The following is a 20,210-nucleotide window of genomic DNA, read 5'->3' as shown; positions in this document are numbered from 1 at the left end:
TCGACGTGCTCGACACACGATGGCTCTCACCGTGGCGTTGACCCTGAGCGCCTCGGTGGGTTTCGCCGCAGTGACGAACTCAGGAACCGCCAGCGCGGCAGCAGCCGCGGTGCCCAGCTATTCGGCGGGTATCGCGGGTGAGAGCTGGACGATCGAGAACGCCAGTGCGTGCAGTGCGACGCTGGGCGCCGGCGGCAACCTCCGGGAGGGCGCAGGCTGGTTTCCTGGCAAGTGTCAGGGAGCGGGGCAGGCACCCCAGATCACCGGGACCTCGGACGCGCGGGCGTTGACGTTCCGCACGGACAAAGACTTCGAGTACGAAGGCGCCATCGTCGAGGACCCCGCCAAGAACACCTGGAAGGACGCTGCCGGGAATACTCTCCGGGACCGCTCGGAGCTGGCGACCGGGTGGGACCTGCCGTTCCACACCGACGTGTGGGTCGGGTTCGACGTTCGCATCCCCGAGGGCGTCGATGACGTGACGGGCAGCGGGGCGTACGTGCTGCAGCTGTGGCAGTGCACCGCGAACCCGATCGGCGGCGTGCGCATCCAGTCCGGTGCCGGCAACGGGCACAACCTCCAGTTCGTCCGCCGGGGCGAGGAGCCGGGCACGGACTACAACACCTCGATGGCGACCAAGAGCGTCGGGACCAACGAGTGGCATTCCTTCGTCATCAAGTATCACGTGGAGCCCTACCACGACGGCGCGCCGAAGGGGAGTATCGCGGTGTATCACAAGAGAGTCGGAGCGACCACCGTCGAGGAGAAGCTCTTCGAGCAGGACGAGTACTTCGGCTACGCGACGCGCTCCAGGTGCGCCGACGACTCCTTCAAGAACGAATTCAGGATCAAGTTCGGTATGTACAAGGACTACCAGCCGAGCGCGACGTTCCGTTCCGACTTCCGGAACGTGAGGGTCGGCGCGAGCAAGGCGGCGGTGCAGCCCTACAACCGCGGCTGACTTGCCCCTGTTACGTCTCGGTGATCAGTCGGTGGCTATGCGGTGAGGCGGTCTGCTTCGGATAGTAGGAGGTGGCCGAAGGGCTGGAAGTCGATGGTGTGGGCGTAGAGGCCGCTGATGACTCGGTGGATGGTGCCCCATTCCCAGATGGCGGTGGCGTCGACGCCTGTGCGGGGGGCGAGGCGCTCGGTCCGGGCTCGCAGGTCGTCGCCGAGGTCTGGGTTGCAGCGGACGATGGTGCCGAGGTCGCAGGCGGGTTCGGCTCGTAGGCCGGTTGGATCGATGAGCTTGTAGGTGCCGTCGCTCGCCTGGAGGGCGTTCATTTCGTGGATGTCGCCGTGGACCAGGACTGCGGTGCGGTCGTCGTGGGCGGCGCGACGGCGGTTCATGCAGTTCAGGGCGTCCTTCACGGTGGCCGGTGAACATGGTCGGCCGGCCTGCTCCCACAGTTTGGGCAGCCGGTCGGCGTACTGCTCGGCCAAGGTCGCGCCGGTGGGAAGGTCGATGTCGGGAGCGATCGGACGCCACAGGCGAACCGCCACGTCGCACAGCAGGTTGTGGCGGCTTGTGGGGTCGGGCACGACGTCGTACATCGGAGCACCGAGGCGCTCCAGCAGAAGGGCTTGTCGACCCAGGTCCTCGCGCAGCAGCTTGGCGCATCCCGCCCCGTCTGCGAGGCGCAACGCCGCGGCTTCGTGCCTGATGTCGCGACCTGGCACGCCGATCTTGAGGACCGCCGGGGTTCCGTCAGCGAGCGTCACCTCGACGGCCAGTGCGGCGTGACCGCCCGCGAAGCTGGGGCCGATCGCCAGAGACCACTCCTGGGCCAGCGAGTCGACCAGGCCGGGCAACTCGTCAAGCCAAGAGTCGTTCCCGTCGGCCATGACCGTTTTGCGAACCTGGTCAGGGATGTCGAGGCTCATGCCGTCAGCCTGGTGAGAGAGCCTCCGGGTGGCGCGCATGTCACCTTGTGGTCGCCTGACGGCCACCTGGCGGATGGGACGACTGCATACGGTCCCGATGTTTCGTCCGATCGGAAAGGCCCGTAATGATCAGGAAAAAGGCTTTTGTGGCTGCGTTCGCCGCTGCCACGGTGATTGCCGCGGCGGGGATGGCCTCGGCCGCCGCCAGCGGTGCGTTCGACTCTGCTCAGGCCGGTGACGCCGGCAAGCACAACCCGCAGCCGCAGCGCGGGCCGAAGAACGTGATCTTCTTCCTCGGCGACGGCATGGGGACGCAGGAGATCACCGCGGCGCGGTACTACCAGGGCGTGCGGAACAAGCTGAACGTCGACCGCGCGCGCTACACCGGCTTCGACACGACGTGGTCGGTGAAGCCTGGCGTCAAGGCGCCGTACCTGCCGGATTACGACCCGGACTCGGCTTCCACCGGGTCGAGCTGGGCGACCGGCAAGAAGACGATCGACGAGCGGATCTCGCAGGGCCCGAGCAGCGCAGAGAACGTGCCGGGTACGAACTACGAGACGGTGCTGGAGCTGGCGCAGAAGCGCGGCCTGAAGGTCGGCGACGTCTCCACCGCCGAGATCACCGACGCGACTCCCGCCGTGCTGGCCTCGCACATGTCGCTGCGCGGTTGCCAGGGCCCGGCCGACATGGCGGCCTGCCCGAAGGAGACCAAGGCGGCCGGTGGCCTCGGGTCGATCGCGGAGCAGGAGGTCGATCACAAGGTCGACGTACTGCTCGGTGGTGGCCGTGGCCGGTTCGAGCAGCAGATCACCGGCGGCCCGTACGCCGGTAAGACCGTGGTCGACCAGGCCAAGGCGAACGGCGTCCAGTACGTCACCGACGCGGCCGGACTGAAGTCGGCGAAGGCCGGCAAGCCGGTGCTGGGCCTGTTCACCAAGAGCAACATGTCGCTGGAGTGGAGCGGCCCGGCCGCCGCGCTCGGCAAGGGCGGTGCGGCGCAGTCCTGCCAGGAGAACCAGCGCCCGGCGAGCGAGCCGAGCCTCGCGGACATGACCTCGAAGGCGATCAGCCTGCTGGAGAACAAGAAGGGCTTCTTCCTGCAGGTCGAGGGCGCCTCGATCGACAAGCAGGACCACGCCACGAACGCCTGCGGCCAGATCGGTGAGACGGTCAACTTCGACAAGGCGATCGGTGTCGCGCTCGACTACCAGAAGACGCACCCGGACACGCTGGTCGTCGTCACCGCGGACCACTCGCACACGAGCCAGATCGTCGGCGAGGACGCCTCCGGGACCGGTCTGCCGACCGGTTACTCGACCAACTTGACGACCAAGGACGGTCAGACGCTGACGCTGACCTACGGTACGGCGGGGTTCGGCGGCGACGGCAAGGCGCCGGTCGCGAGCGGCCCGAGCCAGCAGCACACCGGCGCCGTCGTGCCGGTCTGGGCCAACGGACCGGGTGCCGAGGCGGTTCTCGGCACGAACGATCACACGCACCTGTTCGACGTACTCCAGGGCAGGTGAACGACAGAGTGGTCTGACCACCCCGGAACAGCAGGCGCCCCGGGGTTGTCACCTCGGGGCGCCTCGGCTACGGATGCGAGTCTGGGTGTGCTGACCGACCAGATCAATACAGTCTTGGCTTAATTCAGGCTGGGCTGTATCGTCTTGCGCATGAGTGACGGACTGGCTGTTGCGGTGGATGCGGCGGCGTTGGGTCGTGTCGGGGTCGCGTTGGCGGATGAGAATCGGCGGCGGTTGTTGCTGGCGCTGCTGAATGAGCCCGGGTTTCCTTCGGATCTGGCTGATCAGTTGGGGATGACTCGGGGGAACGTGTCGAACCATCTCGCTTGTCTGCGGGGCTGTGGGCTGGTGCGGACTGTCCAGGTCGGGCGGCGGGTGCGGTACGAGTTGGCTGATCCGAAGCTTGCGCACGCGTTGGCGGATCTGGCCGCGCTTGTCCTGCTCGTCGACCATCAGGGTGCGGCGGGTGAGGTCTGCGGGCCTGAGGACTACGACTGCGTGGACGAGGTCTCTGGTGGCTGACGCTTGCTGCGCGACCGACGGGCCGGTGCTGTCGGAGGAAGAGGGCGCGCCGCCGGCCGCGATCTGGCAGGTGCGCGAGCTGCAGGTGGCGGCGGTGGCCGCGGTGCTGCTCCTGGCCGCGCTCTTCGTACCGTCCGATGTGGCGCGGCTTCTCGAGCTTGCGGCGCTGATTGCTGGTGCGACGACGTTCGTGCCGGGGACCGTGCGTGCGTTGCTGCGTGGGCGGATCGGCGTCGGTCTGTTGATGACACTCGCCGCGGTCGGCGCGGTTGCCTTGGGCAATTATGGCGAGGCGGCGATGCTGGCGGTGCTGTTCTCGATCGCCGAGGGCCTTGAAGGGTACGCCGTTGCGCGGACGCAGCACGGATTGCGTGCGTTGCTGAGTCTGGTGCCGCCGTCGGCGACCGTCCTGCGTGGCGGCGTTGAAGTGGTGGTTGGGCCGGAGGAGTTGCGGCTCGGGGATGTGCTTGTGGTGAAGCCGGGAGAGCGGATCGCGACGGACGGCGTGGTGTCGTCCGGGCGGAGTTCGCTGGACACGTCGGTGGTCACTGGTGAGTCGGTGCCGGTGGAGGTCGGAGTCGGCGCGGAGGTGTTCGCCGGGACGGTTAATGGGGCCGGCGTACTCGAGGTGACTGTGACGGCCACGGCGGAGGACAACTCGCTGGCACGGCTGGTCCACATCGTGCACGAGGCTCAGGAACGTAAGGGTGCGAGTCAGCGGCTGGCTGAGAGGTTCGCCAGGCCGCTGGTGCCCGGTGTGCTGGTGCTGGCCGCTGTGGTTGCCGGTTTGGGGAGTCTTCTGGGTGATCCCGGTGTGTGGATCGAGCGGTCGCTGGTGGTTTTGGTGGCGGCGGCGCCGTGTGCGTTCGCGCTGTCGGTGCCGGTCGCGGTCGTGGCGGCGATCGGGGCTGCGTCGAAGGCCGGCGTACTGCTCAAGGGTGGTGCTGCGGTCGAGGCGCTCGGCGCGATCCGCGTGGTCGCGCTCGACAAGACCGGGACTTTGACTCGCAACGAGCCGACGGTGATTGAGGTCGTGGCGGTGTCCGGCGAGGATCGGTCGAGGGTGTTGTCGGTGGCGGCCGCTTTGGAAGCGCGGAGCGAGCATCCGCTGGCTGCCGCGATTCTGGCGGCCACCGACGTGGTGACGCCGGGGGGCGATGTCGAGGCGGTGCCCGGCCACGGGCTTCAGGGTACGGTCGCTGGGCGTCGGGCTCGGTTGGGGAAGCCCGGGTTCATCGCGGCCGGCGCGATGGTCGCCGACGTCGGGCGGCTGCAGGATGCTGGGGCGACTGTGGTGCTGGTCGAGTACGACGGCGTACTGCTCGGCGCGGTTGCGGTGCGCGACGAGATCCGGCCTGAGGCTGCCGAGGCGATCGCGATGCTGCGGAGTCAGGGCGTTGACGTGGTGATGCTGACTGGCGACAACGCTCGTACGGCGGTCGCGATCGGCGCGCAGGCCGGGATCGAGGACGTGCGTGCTGAGTTGCTACCGGAGGACAAGGCGCGCATCGTGACTGAGTTGAAGACGCGTGGTCCGGTGGCAATGGTGGGTGACGGCATCAACGACGCGCCGGCGCTGGCGACCGCAGATGCCGGGATCGCGATGGGGGCGATGGGTAGCGACGTGGCGATCGAGGCCGCCGACGTGGCGTTGATGGGTGAGGATCTGCGCCGGCTGCCGGATGCGATCGCGCACGCCCGGGCGGCGCGGCGGATCTTCACGCAGAACCTGGTGCTGTCCGGAGGGATTCTGGTTGCACTGGTGCCGCTGGCCGCGACCGGCGTACTGGGCCTGGCTGCGGTGGTCGCGTCGCACGAGCTCGCCGAGGTGCTGGTGATCGGCAACGGCATTCGTGCTGGCCGGAAGAAGCGTCTGCCCACACACCGGGCGCTTCGTGCGGCGCAGGCGGCGAGGACCGTCCGGGCCCCGGAGCCCGTCGTGGTACCAGCCGGCCGGTCACTCCTGTCGCTCAGCGCCGCTCCCGCCGCGACATGCTGCGGAGAAGGCCCGTGCACCTGCGACCACGCCTGACCTGACGCACGCGCTGTGTGTGGTGCGGGGTGTCCGAACCTCCCGCACGACGCGAGCATGCTCACTGGCTGGTGAGCTTAGGCGTAGGCTCGGCGGTAGGTGTTTCGGATGCTGCGCACAAACCGATCGGATCGTGCTCGGCGCCGTCGACTGGACCGTCGTTCGGGGTACGGCGCTGGGTATGGCTGTGAGTGGGTGTTGATTGGGAACAGCCGGGAATGGGTGTGCCGCCAGGCAAGCGGGCGGACGCTGGAGTTGGCGGTTGGCAGCGGGTTGAACCTTCGGTGGTATCCGGGCGACCTCGAAGTGGTTGCGGTGGACATCGACCGCGAGCGCGTCGAGGTCGCGGGGGAGCGGCTGCATGCGCTGGGCCGAGCAGTTCGCGTGGCTGTTGCCGACGGTCAGCGGCTGCCCTTCGACGACGATTCGTTCGACGCCGTGGTCTGCACCTTGGCCATCTGCGACGTGGACGACCGGGCGGCGACCCTGGCCGAGGCCTACCGCGTGATCCGGCCTGGAGGCGAGGTGGTGTTGCTCGACCACTTCGAGAAGCGCTGGTGGCACGGTCGGCCGGCGACCGTCGGCGAGCGGGTCGGCTTCACGCTGGTGGAGCGTCGGCGACTGTGGGCCGGCTACTTCGAACGCGTTCGGCTGCGAAAGCCGATCGAAGGCTCAGCCAGCTGACCCCGCGCCGCGCGGCCGGGTCGGCGTCGCCGGGTGTACGACGGGCAACCCGGCCGCGTGCCACGCCTGGAACCCGCCGGCGATGTCGGTACTGCGGAGCAAGCCGAGTTCCCGGAGCGACTCGGCGGCGAGGCTCGACGAGTAGCCGCCTTCGCAGAGCACAATCCACCGGATGCCGGACGACACGGCTTCGGGGATGCGCGACGCGCTCGACGGATCGAGCCGCCACTCGAGGTGGTTCCGCTCGATCACGATCGCCCCGGGCACCTCACCGGCCGCGCGGCGCTGGTACTCGGGCCGCGTGTCCACGATGTACGCCGTACCGCGCCGCACTGCCTCGAAGGCCTGCGCCGGAGTAAGGCGCGGAAGCCCGGCCTGGACCTGCGTCACCCGCTCGTCGATCGCCATCAGACGATCCGCGCAGCCGCCGCGAGTTGGCCGATCGCCGCGCCGATCTCCTCGGCTGTCGTCGAGCGGCCGAGGGACAGCCTGATTGCGCCGAGGGCCCGGTCGCGGTCGAGGCCCATCGCGGTGAGGACGGGTGACGGCTCCGGGTCGCCGCTGTGGCAGGCCGATCCGGTGGAGGCGGCGATGCCGGGCGCGTTGCGGAGTACGTCGGCACCGGTCGTCCGGTCGATGCTGAGGTTGAGCGTGTTCGGCAGCCGGAGCGCCAGCGGGCCGTTGACGTGCACGCGCCCGGGGAGCTCGGCAGTCAGCTCATCCTGCAAGGTGTCACGCAGTTTCTGGATCCGGTGGCGGTCGTTGAGATGCTCGGCTGCCAGCCGGGCGGCAACTCCGAGTCCGACGGCGAGGGCGACGTTCTCGGTCCCCGCGCGCACGCCGTACTCCTGCCCGCCGCCGTACACCAACGGCTCCAGCTGTACGCCGGCCCGCACGAAGAGCGCGCCGACGCCCTTGGGGGCGTACATCTTGTGACCCGCGACCGTCACCAGGTCGATGCCCAAGGCATCGACATCGAACGGCAGCTTGCCGAGGATCTGCGCCGCGTCCGAGTGGAAGATCACGCCCCGGTCATGTGCCGCCGGCACCAGATCGGCGAGCGGTTGCAGTGCCCCGGTCTCGTTGTTGGCCGCCATGATCGAGACCAGCACAGTCCGTGACGTGATCGCGGCCTCGAGGTCGCCGGGGTCGACCAGGCCGAAGCTGTCGACCGGCAGGTACGTGACCTCGACGCCGTGCCACCGCTCGAGCGCCTGGCAGGATCGGAGGACGGCGGGATGCTCGGTGACCTGCGTGACGACGTGCGGTCGGGCGGCGTCCGCGGCGAGGACAGTGCCGCGGACGGCGAGGTTGTCGGCCTCCGATCCCGAGCCCGTGAAGATGACGTGGCCGTTGCCCGTACCGAGCAGAGCGGCGAGCTCACGCCGGGCCAGATCCAGCGCGGCCCGGGGCTCGGCGCCGTACGAGTGCTCGCTGGACGGATTGCCGAAGCTGTCGCCGAGATAGGGAAGCAGCGCCGCTGTGACGGCCGGGTCGATCGGTGTGGTCGCGTTGTGGTCCAGATAGATCATCGCTTCCCCCTTGGCAGATCGCTGGTACGACGAGGGTGGGTCTCGTACATGCGCAGCGCGACGACGAGACCCGAGAGCGCGGTAACGGCCGCCACCACCCCCACGGCAGCGCGCACGCCCCAGAGGTCGGCGATCACGCCGGCCAGGACCGCGCCGATCGCGAAGCCGCCGTCGCGCCACAGCCGGTAGACGCCGACGGCTCGGGCTCTCCAGGCCGGATGGGCGACGTCGCCGATGCTGGCGAGCAGGGTCGGGTACACCATGGCGGTGCCGATGCCGAGCAGTACGGCGGCGGCGGCCCAGAGCGCGAAGGAGCTGACTGCCGCGATCACGGCCAGTGCCACGGCCTGGACGAGCATGCCGCCCGTGATCATCCGCTTGCGGCCCCGGCGGTCCGACAGCGGACCGGTGACAAGTTGCCCAAGGCCCCAGACTGCGGGGTAGAGGGCGGCGAGGATCCCGATGCGCGCCACGGACAGTCCCGCGGTGGCGAACAGGATCGGGAACAGGCCCCAGGCGAGCCCGTCGTTGAGGTTGTTGACCATCCCCGCCTGACTGGCCGACGACAGCGCGGGCTCCGTCAGAGTCGTCCGTGTGAACACCTCCTGATCGGTCAGTTCGCCGCGACTGTGGTGACCCGCGGCCTCGAGCTGCGCGTGGTCGCGTGTTTCCCGTACGGCGAGCGCGGACAGCCCGAGGCCGAGGGCGGCGTACGAGAGTCCGAGCAGGAACGGCGCCGGCCGGAGCCCGTGACGGGCCGCGAGGTAGCCCGTCGCGAGCGCGGTCACCGCGACGGCGACATACCCGGCCGCCTCGTTCAGCCCCATCGCGAGCCCGCGCCGTTCGGGTCCGGCCAGGTCGATCTTCATGATCACGGTCGTCGACCAGGTGAGTCCCTGGCTCATACCGAGCAGGATGTTGGCGACGATGACCCATCCCCAGGACGGCGCCCAGATCAGCAGCAGCGGAACGGGGACCGCGATCAGCCAGCCCGCGACCAGCACGGGTTTGCGGCCGAACCGGTCGGACCAGGTGCCGGCGAAGTAGTTCGTCGCGGCCTTCGTCAGTCCGAAGGCCAGGACATAGGTGAGCAGGAAGGTGTAGCCGGTCAGGTCGAAGGTTTCGCCGGCGAGCAGCGGCAGCACGGTGCGTTCCTGGCCGAGCATGCCGCCGACGAGCGCGTTGACCGCGACGAGCAGGCTGAACTGCGCGAGGTTCGCACGGATCCCGAGCCGCATCACGTCACCAGTTCACGTCCGGTCGCGGCGGCCCAGTCGTCGGCGCCACCTGTGAGTACGGCGAGGTCTCGGTGCCCGGCGCGTTCGAGCACACTCGCCGCGCTCATCGCGCGTTCGCCGTGTCCGCACATGACAACCAGCGGCTCACTTCGTACCTCGACGGCTCGCTGGGGGACGGCGCCGAGTTCGATGTGCTGCGCGCCGGGCAGGTGACCGGCGGCGAATTCGGACTCCTGCCGTACGTCGAGAACCGCGCCGTCGACCTGGTGCGCGGCGACCAGCCGGGTGCGGGTCAGCGGACCGTCCCACTGGTCGATGCCGACGTCTCCGGCCAGCCGATAGCCGATCTTGGCCGCCTGCCAGGCGATCTCGTCGGCATCCTGATCGGTGCCCCGGACAACGATCAGCGGCCGGTCGTCCGGTGCCAGCCAACCCAGCCAGGTGGCGAAACCCGGCCGCAACGGGATCGACAACGCGCCCGGCACATGGCCCGTGGCGAAGTCGCGCATCGGTCGTACGTCGACCAGTTCGGCGCCTTCGGCGAGGAACGCCCGTACCTTGCCGATCGCGAGCGGCTGCAGAGCAGGAGTCCGGTCGAGCAACGGGCCTCGCCGGTTGCGCTCTGCGAGCCGGAGGAAGTACGGCGGGAAGCTGCCCAGCGACCCGAGCAACGCCGCCACGAACTCGTCCTCGCCGTCGACCTGCAGCAACGGATTCGTCGCCCGCTCGCGGCCGATCGTGCTGACCCGGTCCGCACCGGGCGGCGCCGAGCAGAACGAACCCGCTCCATGGGTCGGCCAGACCACGACGTCGTCGGGCAGCTCGAGGAGGCGCCGCAGCGAGGCGTACTGCGCGCGGGCGAGCGCCTCGGTCCGGTCGGGGGAGACGAGGTCGGTCCGGGCCGCGGCGCCGACGATGAGCGAGCCGCCGGTGAAGACGCCGAGCGGGCGCTCGCCGTCGAGCAGCAGGAACGAGAGGTGTTCGTGCGTGTGGCCCGGCGTAGCGAGAGCTTGCATCCGCAGGCCGCCGAGGTCGACCTCGTCGCCGTCGCGCAGACCGCGATGCCCGAACGTACGCCGGCCGGCCGCGGAGGCGAGCACCTCGGCGCCGTTGCTTACGGCGAACTGACGCGCGCCGGACAGGAAGTCCGCATGGAGGTGCGTGTCCGCCGCGAACGCCACGGTCAGCCGGCGACGCTCGGCCGCGGCGCCGACGGCGCGCAGGTCGAGACCGGCGTCCACCACCAGCGCCCGCCCGTCGCCGAGATCGACGAGGTACGACGAGTTGCCGAGTCCTTCGTCCACGACCGGTACTACGGTCATCTTCCCCTCCGTCCTCTTCAAGAGGACCCCCACATTTGGAGTATTGCAAGAGAAGGTTTGGATATGTTGGTCAGGAGGCTGGGGCCTGGGCGAGCACGCAGCGAAGGCGCTGGCGAGCGGCCGGCGGGCCGAGCTGGTCGACGTCCTGGCCCAGGGGGAGCGGCCGGTCGAGGAACTCGCTGCCGAGATCGGCCCGTCGGTCGCGAACACGTCGCATCACCTGCAGCGGCTTCTCCGCGCGCGTCTCGTCCGCACCCGTCGTTCCGGGACGCACATCTACTACGCGCTCGCGAGTCCGTCGGTCGTCACTCTGTGGCTGTCGCTGCGCGCGGCGGGTGAGGCGCATGTGGTCGGACTCGGCTGGCCCGGGACCTCCGCGACCGTGCGGAGCTGCGGACATGACCCGCGACGAGTTGACGAAGCGGCTGCAGGCGGGTGACCTCGACATCCGGCCGGCACCGGAGTACGCGTCCGGACACCTGCCCGGTGCGGTTTCGTTGCCGATCGATCAGCTACGCGAACGCCTTGACGAGGTCCGCGGCGGCGGGTCTGCCGGTCGAACACCGGCCGTGACACTGCGTTGGCTACGCTTGGCGACACCATGGACAGGTTCGGGGCAGCGCGGCTGGTGATGCGTGGGCTGGCGTTGGTTGCTGCCCTCGTTGCCGTGTGCGCGTTCCACAGTTCTGCCTCGGAGCCGGCTGAGTTGTCAGCGCCCGTGGTCGTGGCGGAGCTGATCGGCCCGCTGCACCTGGACACGAACGACGTGCCGAGCGCGGTCCCGGCAGCCGAGCAGCACGCGCACCTGCTGGGCGCGATCCTGCTGGGTGCGTCGGTGGTGTTGCTGCTGGCACTGGTGGCCAAGGCGTTGGGCCTGGTCGCTTATGCCGTCGACGATCTGTGGCGTACGCCGACGTGGTTGGGCGCGGCCGATCCGCCGCGGTCGACGGCTCCTTCTTTGACGCAGCTCTGCGTACTCCGGACGTAAACCGGCATCGCGCGAGTGGCCGTGCTGGCCGCCGTACTGCTGGCTGGTTGTGGCGACGGCGGCGCGTTGGTGAAGGCCGAGTCCGGGCAGACCGTCCGGGTCGCCGCGACCAGCGACGTGGCTGACTCCCTGCACGTCCACGGCTACGACAAGACGCTCGACCTGAAGCCGGGCAAGACGGCGTCGCTCCAGTTCACGGCCGACACCAAGGGGTCGTTCGAGGTCGAGACGCGCGAGAGCGGCAAGCTCGCCTTCCGTCTCCAAGTCTCGTGACGCTGCCGCTGCACGGGATCGGCGGCCGTCAGGACCTGCCGGTTCCGTTCGAGCTGGCACCGGCCTGCCCGGCGTGAACGACGACATCGTGAACCTGTCCGGCGTGATCGCCGGCATCCAGGTCGGCGCGGTGGTCGGCTACACGACCGGCGGCCTCCTCCTGCCTTTCTCCCAGTAAGGACTCAACTATGAGCACCAATGCCCGGATCTCTCTCGGTATCGCGGTGGCGTTCGCCGTCGTACTCGGTGTCTTGTTCGCGGTGAACGGCCGCGAGCAGGAGACGCCCGCGGCCGCGGCACCGAACGAACGGCTCGTACGGCCGGACAGTCATCGACTCGGCACGGCCGCCGACGGCAAGGTCACCTTCGTCGAGTTCCTCGACTTCGAGTGCGAGGCGTGCCGGGCGGCGTTCCCGGCCGTCGAGCAACTACGCAAGACCTACGCCGGGCGGGTGACGTTCGTCGTCCGCTACTTCCCGCTCCCCGGCCATTTCAACGCCGAGCGCGCCGCACGAGCAGTCGAGGCGGCGGCCGCCCAGGGCAAGTTCGAGGCGATGTACCAGAAGATGTACGAGACCCAGGCCGAGTGGGGTGAGCAGCGGGTGCCCGCCGACGACCGCTTCCGCGGGTACGCCGATGCGCTCGGGCTGGACCTGGCCGCGTGGGCCAAGGCCTACCAGGACCCTGCGACCCTCGACGCATCAAGAAAGACATCACCGACGGCGAATCCCTCGGCGTCACGGGCACCCCGACCTTCTACCTCAACGGCGAGAAGCTGGAACCGGAATCGGCCGAGGACTTGATCGCGAGCATCGATGCCGCCCTCGAGTAACCGCCCACCGGCGTGGATCCTGGTGATCGGCGGGGCGGTTGGGCTGAGCGCGGCGATCGTCCTGACGGTCGAGAAGATCGCGTTGCTGCGCGACCCGTCGTACGTGCCGTCGTGCAGCATCAACCCGGTGCTGTCGTGCGGATCGGTCATGTCGACACCCCAGGCCTCGGCCTTCGGCGTCCCGAACTCGCTCCTCGGCATCGCCGGATTCGCGATCGTCACCACGATCGGAGCGGCGCTCCTCGCCGGCGCGTCGTTCCAACGGTGGTTCTGGCTCGGCCTTCAGGCCGGGGTGACCTTCGGCGCGGCGTTCGTCCACTGGCTGATCTTCCAGAGCCTGTACCGAATCGGCGCCCTCTGCCCGTACTGCATGGCTGTCTGGGCGGTGACGATACCGATCTTCTGGTACGTCACCCTCCACAACTTCCCGAGGTTTCCGGCCGCGCGCTACCACGCCGTCGTACTCACCCTGTGGACTGTCACCGTCATCTCATTGATCACCGAGAGATTCTGGCCCTACTGGCGAACTCTCCTGTAGCAGCAGCGGAGCGGAGCAGACCCACGCGTGCTACGCGGCCGCTCCGGTCGCTCCGCTCCCTCCCACCCCCGGCCAACCGGTACACAAAAGGAGACTCGACCCGACGTCGGCCTCGGACCCGCCGCCCGCGACGCGATGTGCTCAGGCAGCGTCAACTCGGGCACCGAAACGTTAAGCGGACCCGGCTTCGGGTGGGGGCATCGCCGGGTGCAGTGAGGTGTGCGAAGTGCTCCCGGTGAAACGGCGGGGACGGCCGCGGGGCGTGGGGAGAATGACCGCGAGTGACACATCTGCGTGCCTCGCCCTCCTTGAGCCGAGGGAGGAGGGGCGACGATGTGCGCAAGCGCTCCGCACCGAGCTCCGAGGGTTCTACGTTCGCCTCCTACTCGAGCTCGTCAAACAGGCACGCGTCCTGAACGCCGATCCATCGCCGAGTTCCCCGGCTGTCGGTCCGGCTGAGCTCAGACGCTCAGCAGCCGACCTTTGGGAAGTGGAGGCACAGGTCACCGCCATCGAAGGCCAGGAGATCTCCCAACGACCTGCGGGCGCCGGCCGCCAGTTGTTGAGAGACGCAATGCAGCGCCAGTTGGGAGTGAAGCCAGAAGCTGAATCTCCACAATCACACCTTGGGCCGCACCCACGCCCGGCCGCCTTCACCGGCCACGCCGCATGGGTCAGGAGTTCCCGGCGATCGGCGAGAGAACAACGTCGCGGCGCTGCCTGTTGGGCCGCAGGTGCGATGGCGCTCATGATCATTGGTCCAGCAACGAGCAGTTGGCGCTCCGGCCGCCGGGTTTGCGGCGAGCCGAGGTGGTGAGCGCTGCCGGTCAATGGGTGCTGACAATCGAAGAGCCGAAGGGAGACCGGCCTGCTGGCGCACTGGATTGGCGCCAGCCGGCCAGTCGGCGTCATGGTCAGAGGTTCCAGTACGCGAGGATGGCGCCGATGTGGGCAGGGTCGTGGATCCACTTGTCGCGGTTGATCGGGGTGCCGAGGTGGCGGCGGAGGTCGGCTCTTGGGTGTGGGGGCAGGTCGGGGTCCGTGAGGAGGCCGAGCCACTTTCGGCCACGGTTCTCGATGATGTAGACGACCTGTTGCGGTGCCCAGACGCCAACGCCTGCCTCGATCTGGCAGACCAGGTGGCCGTCGTCGAACTCGTCCTCGGCGTACACCTCTAGCCACTCGAGCACGAGGCGGTCGGATGCCGACACTGTTTGCTCCGCAGCCTGCTGCGAACGAGCGACGCTCTTGGGAACTGAGTGTGTGACCGCCGAATCCACGAACATCAGCCGATGGAGCGGTCGCGGGACGATCGTCGTCCACCGGGTAGGTCGGGTCGATCGCGGCCGGATTCTGAACAGCGGGATCAGATCCTCGGCTTCCCCCGCGGTCAGGCGAGCGCTTGCCGAGGCCCATCGGTCGATCATGTCCAAGCTCGACCGACGTACCGCGCTGTCGTCCGTGAGCAGGGCAGCTTCCTGCAGATGGTTCGTGGAGTTGATCGAGGCATTGGCGGAGCCAATCATCGCGTGCGAGTCCGTGACGATCATCTTCGCGTGAAGATCTGGGTGCGACCAGACCTTCACGCCTGAGCGAATCCAGCGCAGCAGCAGTGCCGGATCCGTGGCGCCCCCCGCGATCGCCTCCTCGCTTGCGTCGACAACGATCCGGTCCTCTCCCTGTAAGGGCAGCACGCCGGCTGAGGTGACGTAGGCGATTGCGATGTCTCGGCGCTGTGCTGATACGAGATACGGGCGCAGACGGGACCAGATGTCGGATCCGCCGATGAGTTCCTGCATTCGCACAGCTTGTCAGGAAGCCACTCGATGTGAGGGGTCGGGTTGCTGACGCCGCCCGGCTGCTGGAGGAGCATGTCGCAAGTGCAGCAACAAAACTGGAGAGTCTCGCATCAAGGTGGGTATGGAGCTTGGTTGGCGGTGCCGGCCAAGTTGGTAAGACGGCCGGCCTTGTCGGTGCTGTCCGAGTGGTGCGCCATGCCCTGGGGGCTAGGAGAGTTGCTCTCCGACGTCATGCTGGCGGACCCACAATGTGTCGCCGGAGGCGACAGGTGACCGGTGTGGGTACCGGTGCAATCCAGGGGGTAGTGATGGTCGAGTCAACGAATTCAAGTCGCGTCGACATGAACGGGCACGCGGCTCCGACGGCCGCGGAGGCACACTCGCCGAACGGTGATCAAGCGCAGCGGAAACAGACGTCATGGGGCGAGCTCGTCCCGGAACCGGTCGACACCGCTCCCGCCTACGTGCGGAATCGGTACCTGAAGTCTCAGACGAACGTTCTGGTCGCTCGCTACGCGCAGCTCCGAGGCGACTTGATCGTCTCGATCGGACCTGGTCGCGGCTGGACGGCGGATCCGGAGAGCGACGGAGATGTGGTGAAGGTCTCGGAGAGCCTCAAGGCGGCAAAGAAGGAACTCGACCGGCCGAACAAGCCGAATCTTCCGCTCGTCGCCAACTACTTGTCCCAGGCCGAGCGGTCCCTCATCGCCTTGTATCCGGAGAGGATCCTGGCACACAAGGCCGGCCTGGTGGTGGAGGAACTGAAAGAGGTCGCGCCGGAACAGGGGCGACTGATCGACGACCTCGAGTCACGGATCCAGGCCGCGCGAGAAGGCCGGACCCCTGAGGCGACGCGCCACGTCCTGCAGGATGCGCGGCGGAAGCTCGACGAGGTGGAGGCGGAGGTCCTGATCCAGGAGGAGCTGCAGGAGGCCCGGCTGTCCAGGGCCTGGTGGTACCTGATCGGTGCGTTGCTGATCATCCTTGTCGCAGTACCGATCACGACCGAGATCAAGAAGGTCAACGATCACGTTGTGTGGCCGGTCCTCTACGCGCCACAGGTGCTCCGTGACGGCCGTCTGAACGACATCATGTTCCTTGTGCTCGGAGCGATCGGGCTCGCCTTGGTGGGTGCCACCGGCGGCATCCTCTCCGGCATGTTCAGCGTGCGCAATTCCCGTGCGAAGCTGAACGACTACCGAACCAGTACGCTCAACGTCGGCCTGAGGCCGTTGATCGGCGCGACTGCGGCGATCTGCGTGTGCCTGTTCCTGACCTGGGGAACGATCAACGGCATCGAGGTCACCAGCAAGGGGACGTTTGCCATCGCAGCCTTCCTGGCCGGTTTCTCTGAGCGGTACTTCCTGCGATTCCTCCACGGTCAGGAGTCGGCAGCGCTGGAGCAGATCGAACGCGACGCGCCGCAAACAAGTCGCCCACAAGGTTGACGCTGACGCACTGCCTGGCCTGGACCAGCCGAACAACCCCAGCCCGTCAGTCGAGGGTCGGTAGGACAGGGATGGTTCGGGGGAGGTTGGTCAGGTTGAGGGCGGTTTGCAAGGGGGAGTTCGGGGGGACGACGAGGCGGAGTTGCTGGCGGCGGTCGTTGAGGCGTTCGGCGAGGTGGAAGAGGATGGCTATGCCGGAGCTGTCGAGGTAGGTGGTCGGGGTCAGGTCGATGGTGATGGTGGTTGCGTCGGGAGAGACGATGTCGCTGATCGCGTCTCTGACTTCGATCGCGTTCGTGAGGTCCACTTCGCCGCAGAGTCTGACAACTTGTGTGTCGTCGGTCGTTCGGACGTCGACGACCTCGTACTCGGTCATCGTGTTATCCCCACGGTGTGCCGCATGCGGATCGTCGTGCCGTTCAGGCCGGTAGCGACGTCGACGGAGGTCATGAGGCCGCGGATCAGGGTCAGGCCCAGTCCACCGCCGCGGTCTGCCGGGCGGCGCCAGCGGCCGTGGTCGCGGACTGTCAGTTCGACGGCGCCGTCCAGGAGTCTCGCTTCGACCTGCAGGTCGCCGGACGAGGCTCCGTACGCGTGGCGTACGACGTTGCTGCACGCCTCCCCGCAGGCGATCGTGATCTCTCCGGCGTCGCGGTCGCCGATCCCTGACTCGCGGAGCCAGCGGCGCAGCGCGTGCCGGACCTGGAAGAGCACGCGTGCGTCGGCCGGGACTGCGAGGGACAGCGGCGTTCCGGCCAGCACCAAGGGCCGGAGTCCGATCAACGCGATGTCGTCGGCGACCTGGCCGTCCTCCGGGAGGGCCTTGAGGAGATGGTCGCAGAGCGCGCCGAGGTCGGAGCCCGCGACCGCGGACGCCTCGGTGAGCAACTGATCGAGGCCGTCCTGGATCGACTCCGTGCGCTTCTCGATCAGCCCGTCGGTGTAGAGCAGCAAGGTCGCTCCGGGCCGTAGCTGCTGCGTTTCCTCGGCATGGTCCCAGTGCGCGAGTACGCCGAGCGGTGGCGCCAGCCCGCCGTCCAGGTAGCGCGTGTCGTCGCCGTCGACGAGGAGGGCGGGTGGATGCCCGGCGTTCGTGAACCGTACGGTGCCGGCGGCCGGGTCGTACAGGACGTACAGCAACGTCACCATCTCGGCCATCGGCAGCTCGCGGACCAGTTCGTGCAGACCATGCAGCACCGCGGCGGGGGAGGGATCGCGGACGGCGTACGCCCGGACCGCCATCCTGAGCTGGGCCATGGCGGCCGCGGCCTGCAGACCGTGCCCGGCGACATCACCGATGACGAGTCCGATCAGGCCGCCGCGTAACTGGATCACGTCGTACCAGTCGCCGCCGACGTGCAGGTCAGCGGTCGCCGGAACGTAGCGGGCGGCCACGGCCACGCCGGGCATGTCGGGCATTCGGTCCGGCAGCAGGTTGGTTTGCAGCGTCTCCGCGATCTGGTGCTCTCGATGGGCCCGCGCCTCCTCGAGGCCCAGCTGCGCGGTGCGACTCCTGACGCGCTCCTCCAGCTCGGCGGCCGCGGCCATCAGCGCGCCGATGAACCGCATCCGCTCACTCACGAGCGCGGCGAGGAGGAACGACGTGAGCGCGACGGTGGCGTTGAACGCCTGCAGTGTCAGCATCTGCGCGAGCAGTGACCTCCCCGCGAACGGGCCGAGTCCGTGCGTTGCCGACCAGGTCGCGATCAGCGAGGCCGTCAGGGCGGCGGGCGCTGCTCCGCGCAGCTGCAGACGCCACGCGGCCCAGCCGAGCAGTGGCAGCACCAGGAACATCAGCTGCGGGTCGGTGTACGTCGTCCACATCGTCACCGCCGTGGTGAGCGCGAGGACGATCGCGGCTTCGAACCAGCGTGCGGCCGGCCACGGCTCCAGCTCCCGGAACAGCGGGATACACAGCAGGAACGGAGCGACGGTGAGAACGCCCATCGCGTCCCCGGTCCACCAGACCGCCCACGCAGAGGCCAGCTGACCGGTGCGTTGCGAGGCGATGAAGGTGACGGAGCCGATGGTGGCGCTGATCGTCATGCTGGCCAGCGCGCCCAGGAAGACGATCCCCAGCACGTCCCGGAGGCGATCGAGCTGACGCCGGAACCCGGTTCGCTCGAGTACGGTCGCCGCCACCAGCGGGGCGATCGTGTTGCCGAAGGCGGTGAGCAGCGCCGGTACGAAACCGGCACTGATCGGCAGGTTCACGGCCAGAGCTGCCAGCGCGACGCCCGGCCACATCGACCTGCCCAGAACCAGGAACGCCGCCAGTGCGATGCCGCTGGGCGGCCACAGCGGCGTGACGTTCTGCTCGACCAGCGAGAGGCTGAGGCCCAGGCGCGCGCCGAGGTAGTAGGCCACGCCGACCAGGACCCCGGCTGCCGCTCTGCGGCCCAGATCTGCCGGCAGACGCAGCCTGGTTGCCGTCCAGATCGAGGGAACTCCCGCGCGCCCAGCCATGGACCTTGCCCAACTCTCCGGCCCGGGCCGAGCGCCACGTCGCCTTAGCTCATAGCACGATGGAAAACCGGGCTACGTCAAGCCACCAAGCGCAGCTGATCTCCTTGTGCGACGAAGGCGTTCCTGAGAGTGATGGCGGTTTGTTTACCTCGCGCACATCTGCGGTGCTTTCGGTATTCGGGCCAGGTCGGCCGGCGGCTCACACGATGGGTGCCGGCTCCGCCGAGTAGCGAAGCCACCCCATCGTGTGAGGAGGAATCGTGATACGCAAGCGCATCGCGGCCGTGGTGTGTGCTGCGGCTGCTGTCGTCGCTTCGGTGACGGTCGTTCACGGCAGTTCGTCCACCGCGCAGGCGGCGGCCGCCGTCCCGGTCTTCGACCACATCGTGCTGGTGATGTTCGAGAACCACGCGTACTCGCAGATCAACGGCAGCTCCAGCGCCCCGACGTTCAACAGCCTGGCAAGCCAAGGCGCCAAGTTCACGCAGGCGTACGGCGTGACGCATCCCAGCGAGCCCAACTACCTGGCGATCTTCTCGGGGAAGACCCAGGGCGTCACCGACGACAGCTGCCCGCACACCTTCAGCGGCAACAACCTCGGCAGCCAGCTGATCGACGCGGGCAAGACGTTCAAGGGCTACTCCGAGAGCATGCCGTCCGACGGCTACACGGGCTGCTCGAGCGGCGAGTACCGGCGTAAACACAACGGCTGGGTCAACTTCAGCACCGTGCCCGCGGGGAGCAACCTGCGGTACTCCGTCTTCCCGAGCTCGGCCAACTACGCCAGCCTGCCGACCGTGTCGTTCGTCAGCCCGAACATGTGCAACGACATGCACGACTGCTCGGTCGGCACCGGTGACACCTGGCTGAAGAACAACCTGAGCGCGTACGCGTCCTGGGCGAAGACCCACAACAGCCTGCTCATCATCACCTTCGACGAGGACAACGGCGGGTCGTCGAACCACATCTTCACCGCCTTCGTCGGCGCGCACACCCAGGCGGGCAGCTTCTCCAACCAGATCAACCACTACAACGTCCTGAGCACCATCGAGAGCGCGTACGGCCTGACGCACCTGAACTCGGCCGCGGAGATCACCAACGTCTGGAACTGATCACCGGCCCC

General features: G+C 68.3%; 21 protein-coding genes. 13 read left to right on the top strand and 8 right to left on the bottom strand.

The window, feature by feature from the left end; all coding sequences use genetic code 11:
- Window positions 1-19: 19 nt before the first annotated feature.
- On the top strand, window positions 20-961 hold the full coding sequence (locus AB0I12_RS13935) for a heparin lyase I family protein (RefSeq protein ID WP_359929020.1): 942 nt from the start codon (window positions 20-22) through the stop codon (window positions 959-961).
- A gap of 35 nt (window positions 962-996) precedes the next feature.
- Here AB0I12_RS13935 and AB0I12_RS13930 read toward each other — a convergent pair whose 3' ends face one another.
- Window positions 997-1,923, bottom strand: a complete 927-nt coding sequence (locus AB0I12_RS13930; protein WP_359929019.1) for an aminoglycoside phosphotransferase family protein — start codon at window positions 1,921-1,923, stop codon at window positions 997-999.
- Between the two features lie 107 nt (window positions 1,924-2,030).
- On the opposite strand from AB0I12_RS13930, the gene AB0I12_RS13925 reads away from it, so the two are divergent.
- From AB0I12_RS13925 to AB0I12_RS13910, 4 genes are all read left to right on the top strand, one after another.
- Window positions 2,031-3,413: an alkaline phosphatase gene (locus tag AB0I12_RS13925; RefSeq protein ID WP_359929017.1), complete on the top strand. Its 1,383-nt coding sequence runs from the start codon at window positions 2,031-2,033 to the stop codon at window positions 3,411-3,413.
- A gap of 150 nt (window positions 3,414-3,563) precedes the next feature.
- Window positions 3,564-3,935, top strand: a complete 372-nt coding sequence (locus AB0I12_RS13920; protein WP_359929015.1) for a metalloregulator ArsR/SmtB family transcription factor — start codon at window positions 3,564-3,566, stop codon at window positions 3,933-3,935.
- Window positions 3,928-5,967, top strand: a complete 2,040-nt coding sequence (locus AB0I12_RS13915; RefSeq protein WP_359929013.1) for a cation-translocating P-type ATPase — start codon at window positions 3,928-3,930, stop codon at window positions 5,965-5,967. Before AB0I12_RS13920 ends, AB0I12_RS13915 begins: the two co-directional genes overlap by 8 nt.
- A gap of 108 nt (window positions 5,968-6,075) precedes the next feature.
- The gene (locus AB0I12_RS13910) at window positions 6,076-6,651 is read left to right on the top strand and encodes a class I SAM-dependent methyltransferase (protein WP_359929758.1); all 576 of its coding nucleotides are present in this window, start codon (window positions 6,076-6,078) and stop codon (window positions 6,649-6,651) included.
- On the opposite strand, the gene AB0I12_RS13905 is transcribed toward AB0I12_RS13910, so the two are convergent.
- From AB0I12_RS13905 to AB0I12_RS13890, 4 genes are read right to left on the bottom strand one after another with little or no spacing between them, the layout of a single operon-like run.
- On the bottom strand, window positions 6,640-7,059 hold the full coding sequence (locus AB0I12_RS13905; protein ID WP_359929011.1) for a rhodanese-like domain-containing protein: 420 nt from the start codon (window positions 7,057-7,059) through the stop codon (window positions 6,640-6,642). The genes AB0I12_RS13910 and AB0I12_RS13905 overlap by 12 nt on opposite strands.
- Entirely contained in the window at window positions 7,059-8,183 is a 1,125-nt protein-coding gene (locus AB0I12_RS13900) for a cysteine desulfurase family protein (protein ID WP_359929009.1), read from the bottom strand. The genes AB0I12_RS13905 and AB0I12_RS13900 overlap by 1 nt, the downstream gene beginning before the upstream one ends.
- Window positions 8,180-9,421 (bottom strand): MFS transporter, encoded by a 1,242-nt coding sequence (locus AB0I12_RS13895; RefSeq protein ID WP_359929008.1) that lies wholly within the window; start codon window positions 9,419-9,421, stop codon window positions 8,180-8,182. Before AB0I12_RS13895 ends, AB0I12_RS13900 begins: the two co-directional genes overlap by 4 nt.
- Complete coding sequence (locus AB0I12_RS13890; RefSeq protein WP_359929006.1) at window positions 9,421-10,743, bottom strand: MBL fold metallo-hydrolase; 1,323 nt, start codon at window positions 10,741-10,743, stop codon at window positions 9,421-9,423. Before AB0I12_RS13890 ends, AB0I12_RS13895 begins: the two co-directional genes overlap by 1 nt.
- 43 nt (window positions 10,744-10,786) lie before the next feature.
- Here AB0I12_RS13890 and AB0I12_RS13885 point away from each other — a divergent pair, with 43 nt between their 5' ends.
- From AB0I12_RS13885 to AB0I12_RS13860, 6 genes are all read left to right on the top strand, one after another.
- The gene (locus AB0I12_RS13885) at window positions 10,787-11,182 is read left to right on the top strand and encodes a metalloregulator ArsR/SmtB family transcription factor (protein WP_359929005.1); all 396 of its coding nucleotides are present in this window, start codon (window positions 10,787-10,789) and stop codon (window positions 11,180-11,182) included.
- Window positions 11,088-11,375 (top strand): rhodanese-like domain-containing protein, encoded by a 288-nt coding sequence (locus AB0I12_RS13880; RefSeq protein ID WP_359929003.1) that lies wholly within the window; start codon window positions 11,088-11,090, stop codon window positions 11,373-11,375. Before AB0I12_RS13885 ends, AB0I12_RS13880 begins: the two co-directional genes overlap by 95 nt.
- Window positions 11,345-11,731, top strand: a complete 387-nt coding sequence (locus AB0I12_RS13875) for a hypothetical protein (RefSeq protein ID WP_359929001.1) — start codon at window positions 11,345-11,347, stop codon at window positions 11,729-11,731. Before AB0I12_RS13880 ends, AB0I12_RS13875 begins: the two co-directional genes overlap by 31 nt.
- Before the next feature lie 15 nt (window positions 11,732-11,746).
- Window positions 11,747-12,004 (top strand): hypothetical protein, encoded by a 258-nt coding sequence (locus tag AB0I12_RS13870; RefSeq protein WP_359928999.1) that lies wholly within the window; start codon window positions 11,747-11,749, stop codon window positions 12,002-12,004.
- A 188-nt stretch (window positions 12,005-12,192) separates the two neighbouring features.
- Window positions 12,193-12,807: a thioredoxin domain-containing protein gene (locus AB0I12_RS13865; protein WP_359928998.1), complete on the top strand. Its 615-nt coding sequence runs from the start codon at window positions 12,193-12,195 to the stop codon at window positions 12,805-12,807.
- 12 nt (window positions 12,808-12,819) lie between these two features.
- A complete protein-coding gene (locus AB0I12_RS13860; protein ID WP_359928996.1) occupies window positions 12,820-13,374 on the top strand; it encodes a vitamin K epoxide reductase family protein in 555 nt (184 codons plus the stop codon).
- A gap of 914 nt (window positions 13,375-14,288) precedes the next feature.
- Here the strand turns inward: AB0I12_RS13860 and AB0I12_RS13855 are convergent.
- Complete coding sequence (locus tag AB0I12_RS13855; protein WP_359928994.1) at window positions 14,289-15,173, bottom strand: phospholipase D family protein; 885 nt, start codon at window positions 15,171-15,173, stop codon at window positions 14,289-14,291.
- Between the two features lie 593 nt (window positions 15,174-15,766).
- Here AB0I12_RS13855 and AB0I12_RS13850 point away from each other — a divergent pair.
- Window positions 15,767-16,621 carry a hypothetical protein gene (locus AB0I12_RS13850; RefSeq protein ID WP_359928992.1) on the top strand — a complete coding sequence of 285 codons (855 nt, stop codon included), beginning with the start codon at window positions 15,767-15,769 and terminating at the stop codon, window positions 16,619-16,621.
- A gap of 46 nt (window positions 16,622-16,667) precedes the next feature.
- Here AB0I12_RS13850 and AB0I12_RS13845 read toward each other — a convergent pair whose 3' ends face one another.
- Together AB0I12_RS13845 and AB0I12_RS13840 are read right to left on the bottom strand one after the other, a co-directional pair.
- Complete coding sequence (locus AB0I12_RS13845) at window positions 16,668-16,997, bottom strand: STAS domain-containing protein (RefSeq protein ID WP_359928990.1); 330 nt, start codon at window positions 16,995-16,997, stop codon at window positions 16,668-16,670.
- Entirely contained in the window at window positions 16,994-19,087 is a 2,094-nt protein-coding gene (locus tag AB0I12_RS13840; protein ID WP_359928988.1) for a SpoIIE family protein phosphatase, read from the bottom strand. Before AB0I12_RS13840 ends, AB0I12_RS13845 begins: the two co-directional genes overlap by 4 nt.
- Before the next feature lie 260 nt (window positions 19,088-19,347).
- Between AB0I12_RS13840 and AB0I12_RS13835 the strand changes: the two genes are divergently transcribed.
- Entirely contained in the window at window positions 19,348-20,199 is an 852-nt protein-coding gene (locus tag AB0I12_RS13835; RefSeq protein ID WP_359928986.1) for an alkaline phosphatase family protein, read from the top strand.
- The last annotated feature ends 11 nt before the right edge of the window (window positions 20,200-20,210 follow it).

Origin of the sequence: Kribbella sp. NPDC050459, assembly GCF_040655315.1 — a bacterium.
Lineage (GTDB): Bacteria > Actinomycetota > Actinomycetes > Propionibacteriales > Kribbellaceae > Kribbella.
The sequence above is the reverse complement of the archived record's forward strand: the minus strand, read 5'-3'. Positions and strand labels throughout refer to the sequence as shown.

What these genes read in the sequence shown, in the direction of transcription:
- AB0I12_RS13935 (WP_359929020.1), top strand. Translation starts at nt 20, where the DNA reads ATGGCTCTCACCGTGGCGTTGACCCTGAGCGCCTCGGTGGGTTTCGCC.
- AB0I12_RS13930 (WP_359929019.1), bottom strand. Translation starts at nt 1,923, where the DNA reads ATGCGCGCCACCCGGAGGCTCTCTCACCAGGCTGACGGCATGAGCCTC.
- AB0I12_RS13920 (WP_359929015.1), top strand. Translation starts at nt 3,564, where the DNA reads ATGAGTGACGGACTGGCTGTTGCGGTGGATGCGGCGGCGTTGGGTCGT.
- AB0I12_RS13910 (WP_359929758.1), top strand. Translation starts at nt 6,076, where the DNA reads ATGCTGCGCACAAACCGATCGGATCGTGCTCGGCGCCGTCGACTGGAC.
- AB0I12_RS13905 (WP_359929011.1), bottom strand. Translation starts at nt 7,059, where the DNA reads ATGGCGATCGACGAGCGGGTGACGCAGGTCCAGGCCGGGCTTCCGCGC.
- AB0I12_RS13900 (WP_359929009.1), bottom strand. Translation starts at nt 8,183, where the DNA reads ATGATCTATCTGGACCACAACGCGACCACACCGATCGACCCGGCCGTC.
- AB0I12_RS13895 (WP_359929008.1), bottom strand. Translation starts at nt 9,421, where the DNA reads ATGCGGCTCGGGATCCGTGCGAACCTCGCGCAGTTCAGCCTGCTCGTC.
- AB0I12_RS13890 (WP_359929006.1), bottom strand. Translation starts at nt 10,743, where the DNA reads ATGACCGTAGTACCGGTCGTGGACGAAGGACTCGGCAACTCGTCGTAC.
- AB0I12_RS13880 (WP_359929003.1), top strand. Translation starts at nt 11,088, where the DNA reads ATGTGGTCGGACTCGGCTGGCCCGGGACCTCCGCGACCGTGCGGAGCT.
- AB0I12_RS13875 (WP_359929001.1), top strand. Translation starts at nt 11,345, where the DNA reads ATGGACAGGTTCGGGGCAGCGCGGCTGGTGATGCGTGGGCTGGCGTTG.
- AB0I12_RS13865 (WP_359928998.1), top strand. Translation starts at nt 12,193, where the DNA reads ATGAGCACCAATGCCCGGATCTCTCTCGGTATCGCGGTGGCGTTCGCC.
- AB0I12_RS13860 (WP_359928996.1), top strand. Translation starts at nt 12,820, where the DNA reads ATGCCGCCCTCGAGTAACCGCCCACCGGCGTGGATCCTGGTGATCGGC.
- AB0I12_RS13855 (WP_359928994.1), bottom strand. Translation starts at nt 15,173, where the DNA reads ATGCAGGAACTCATCGGCGGATCCGACATCTGGTCCCGTCTGCGCCCG.
- AB0I12_RS13845 (WP_359928990.1), bottom strand. Translation starts at nt 16,997, where the DNA reads ATGACCGAGTACGAGGTCGTCGACGTCCGAACGACCGACGACACACAA.
- AB0I12_RS13840 (WP_359928988.1), bottom strand. Translation starts at nt 19,087, where the DNA reads ATGGCTGGGCGCGCGGGAGTTCCCTCGATCTGGACGGCAACCAGGCTG.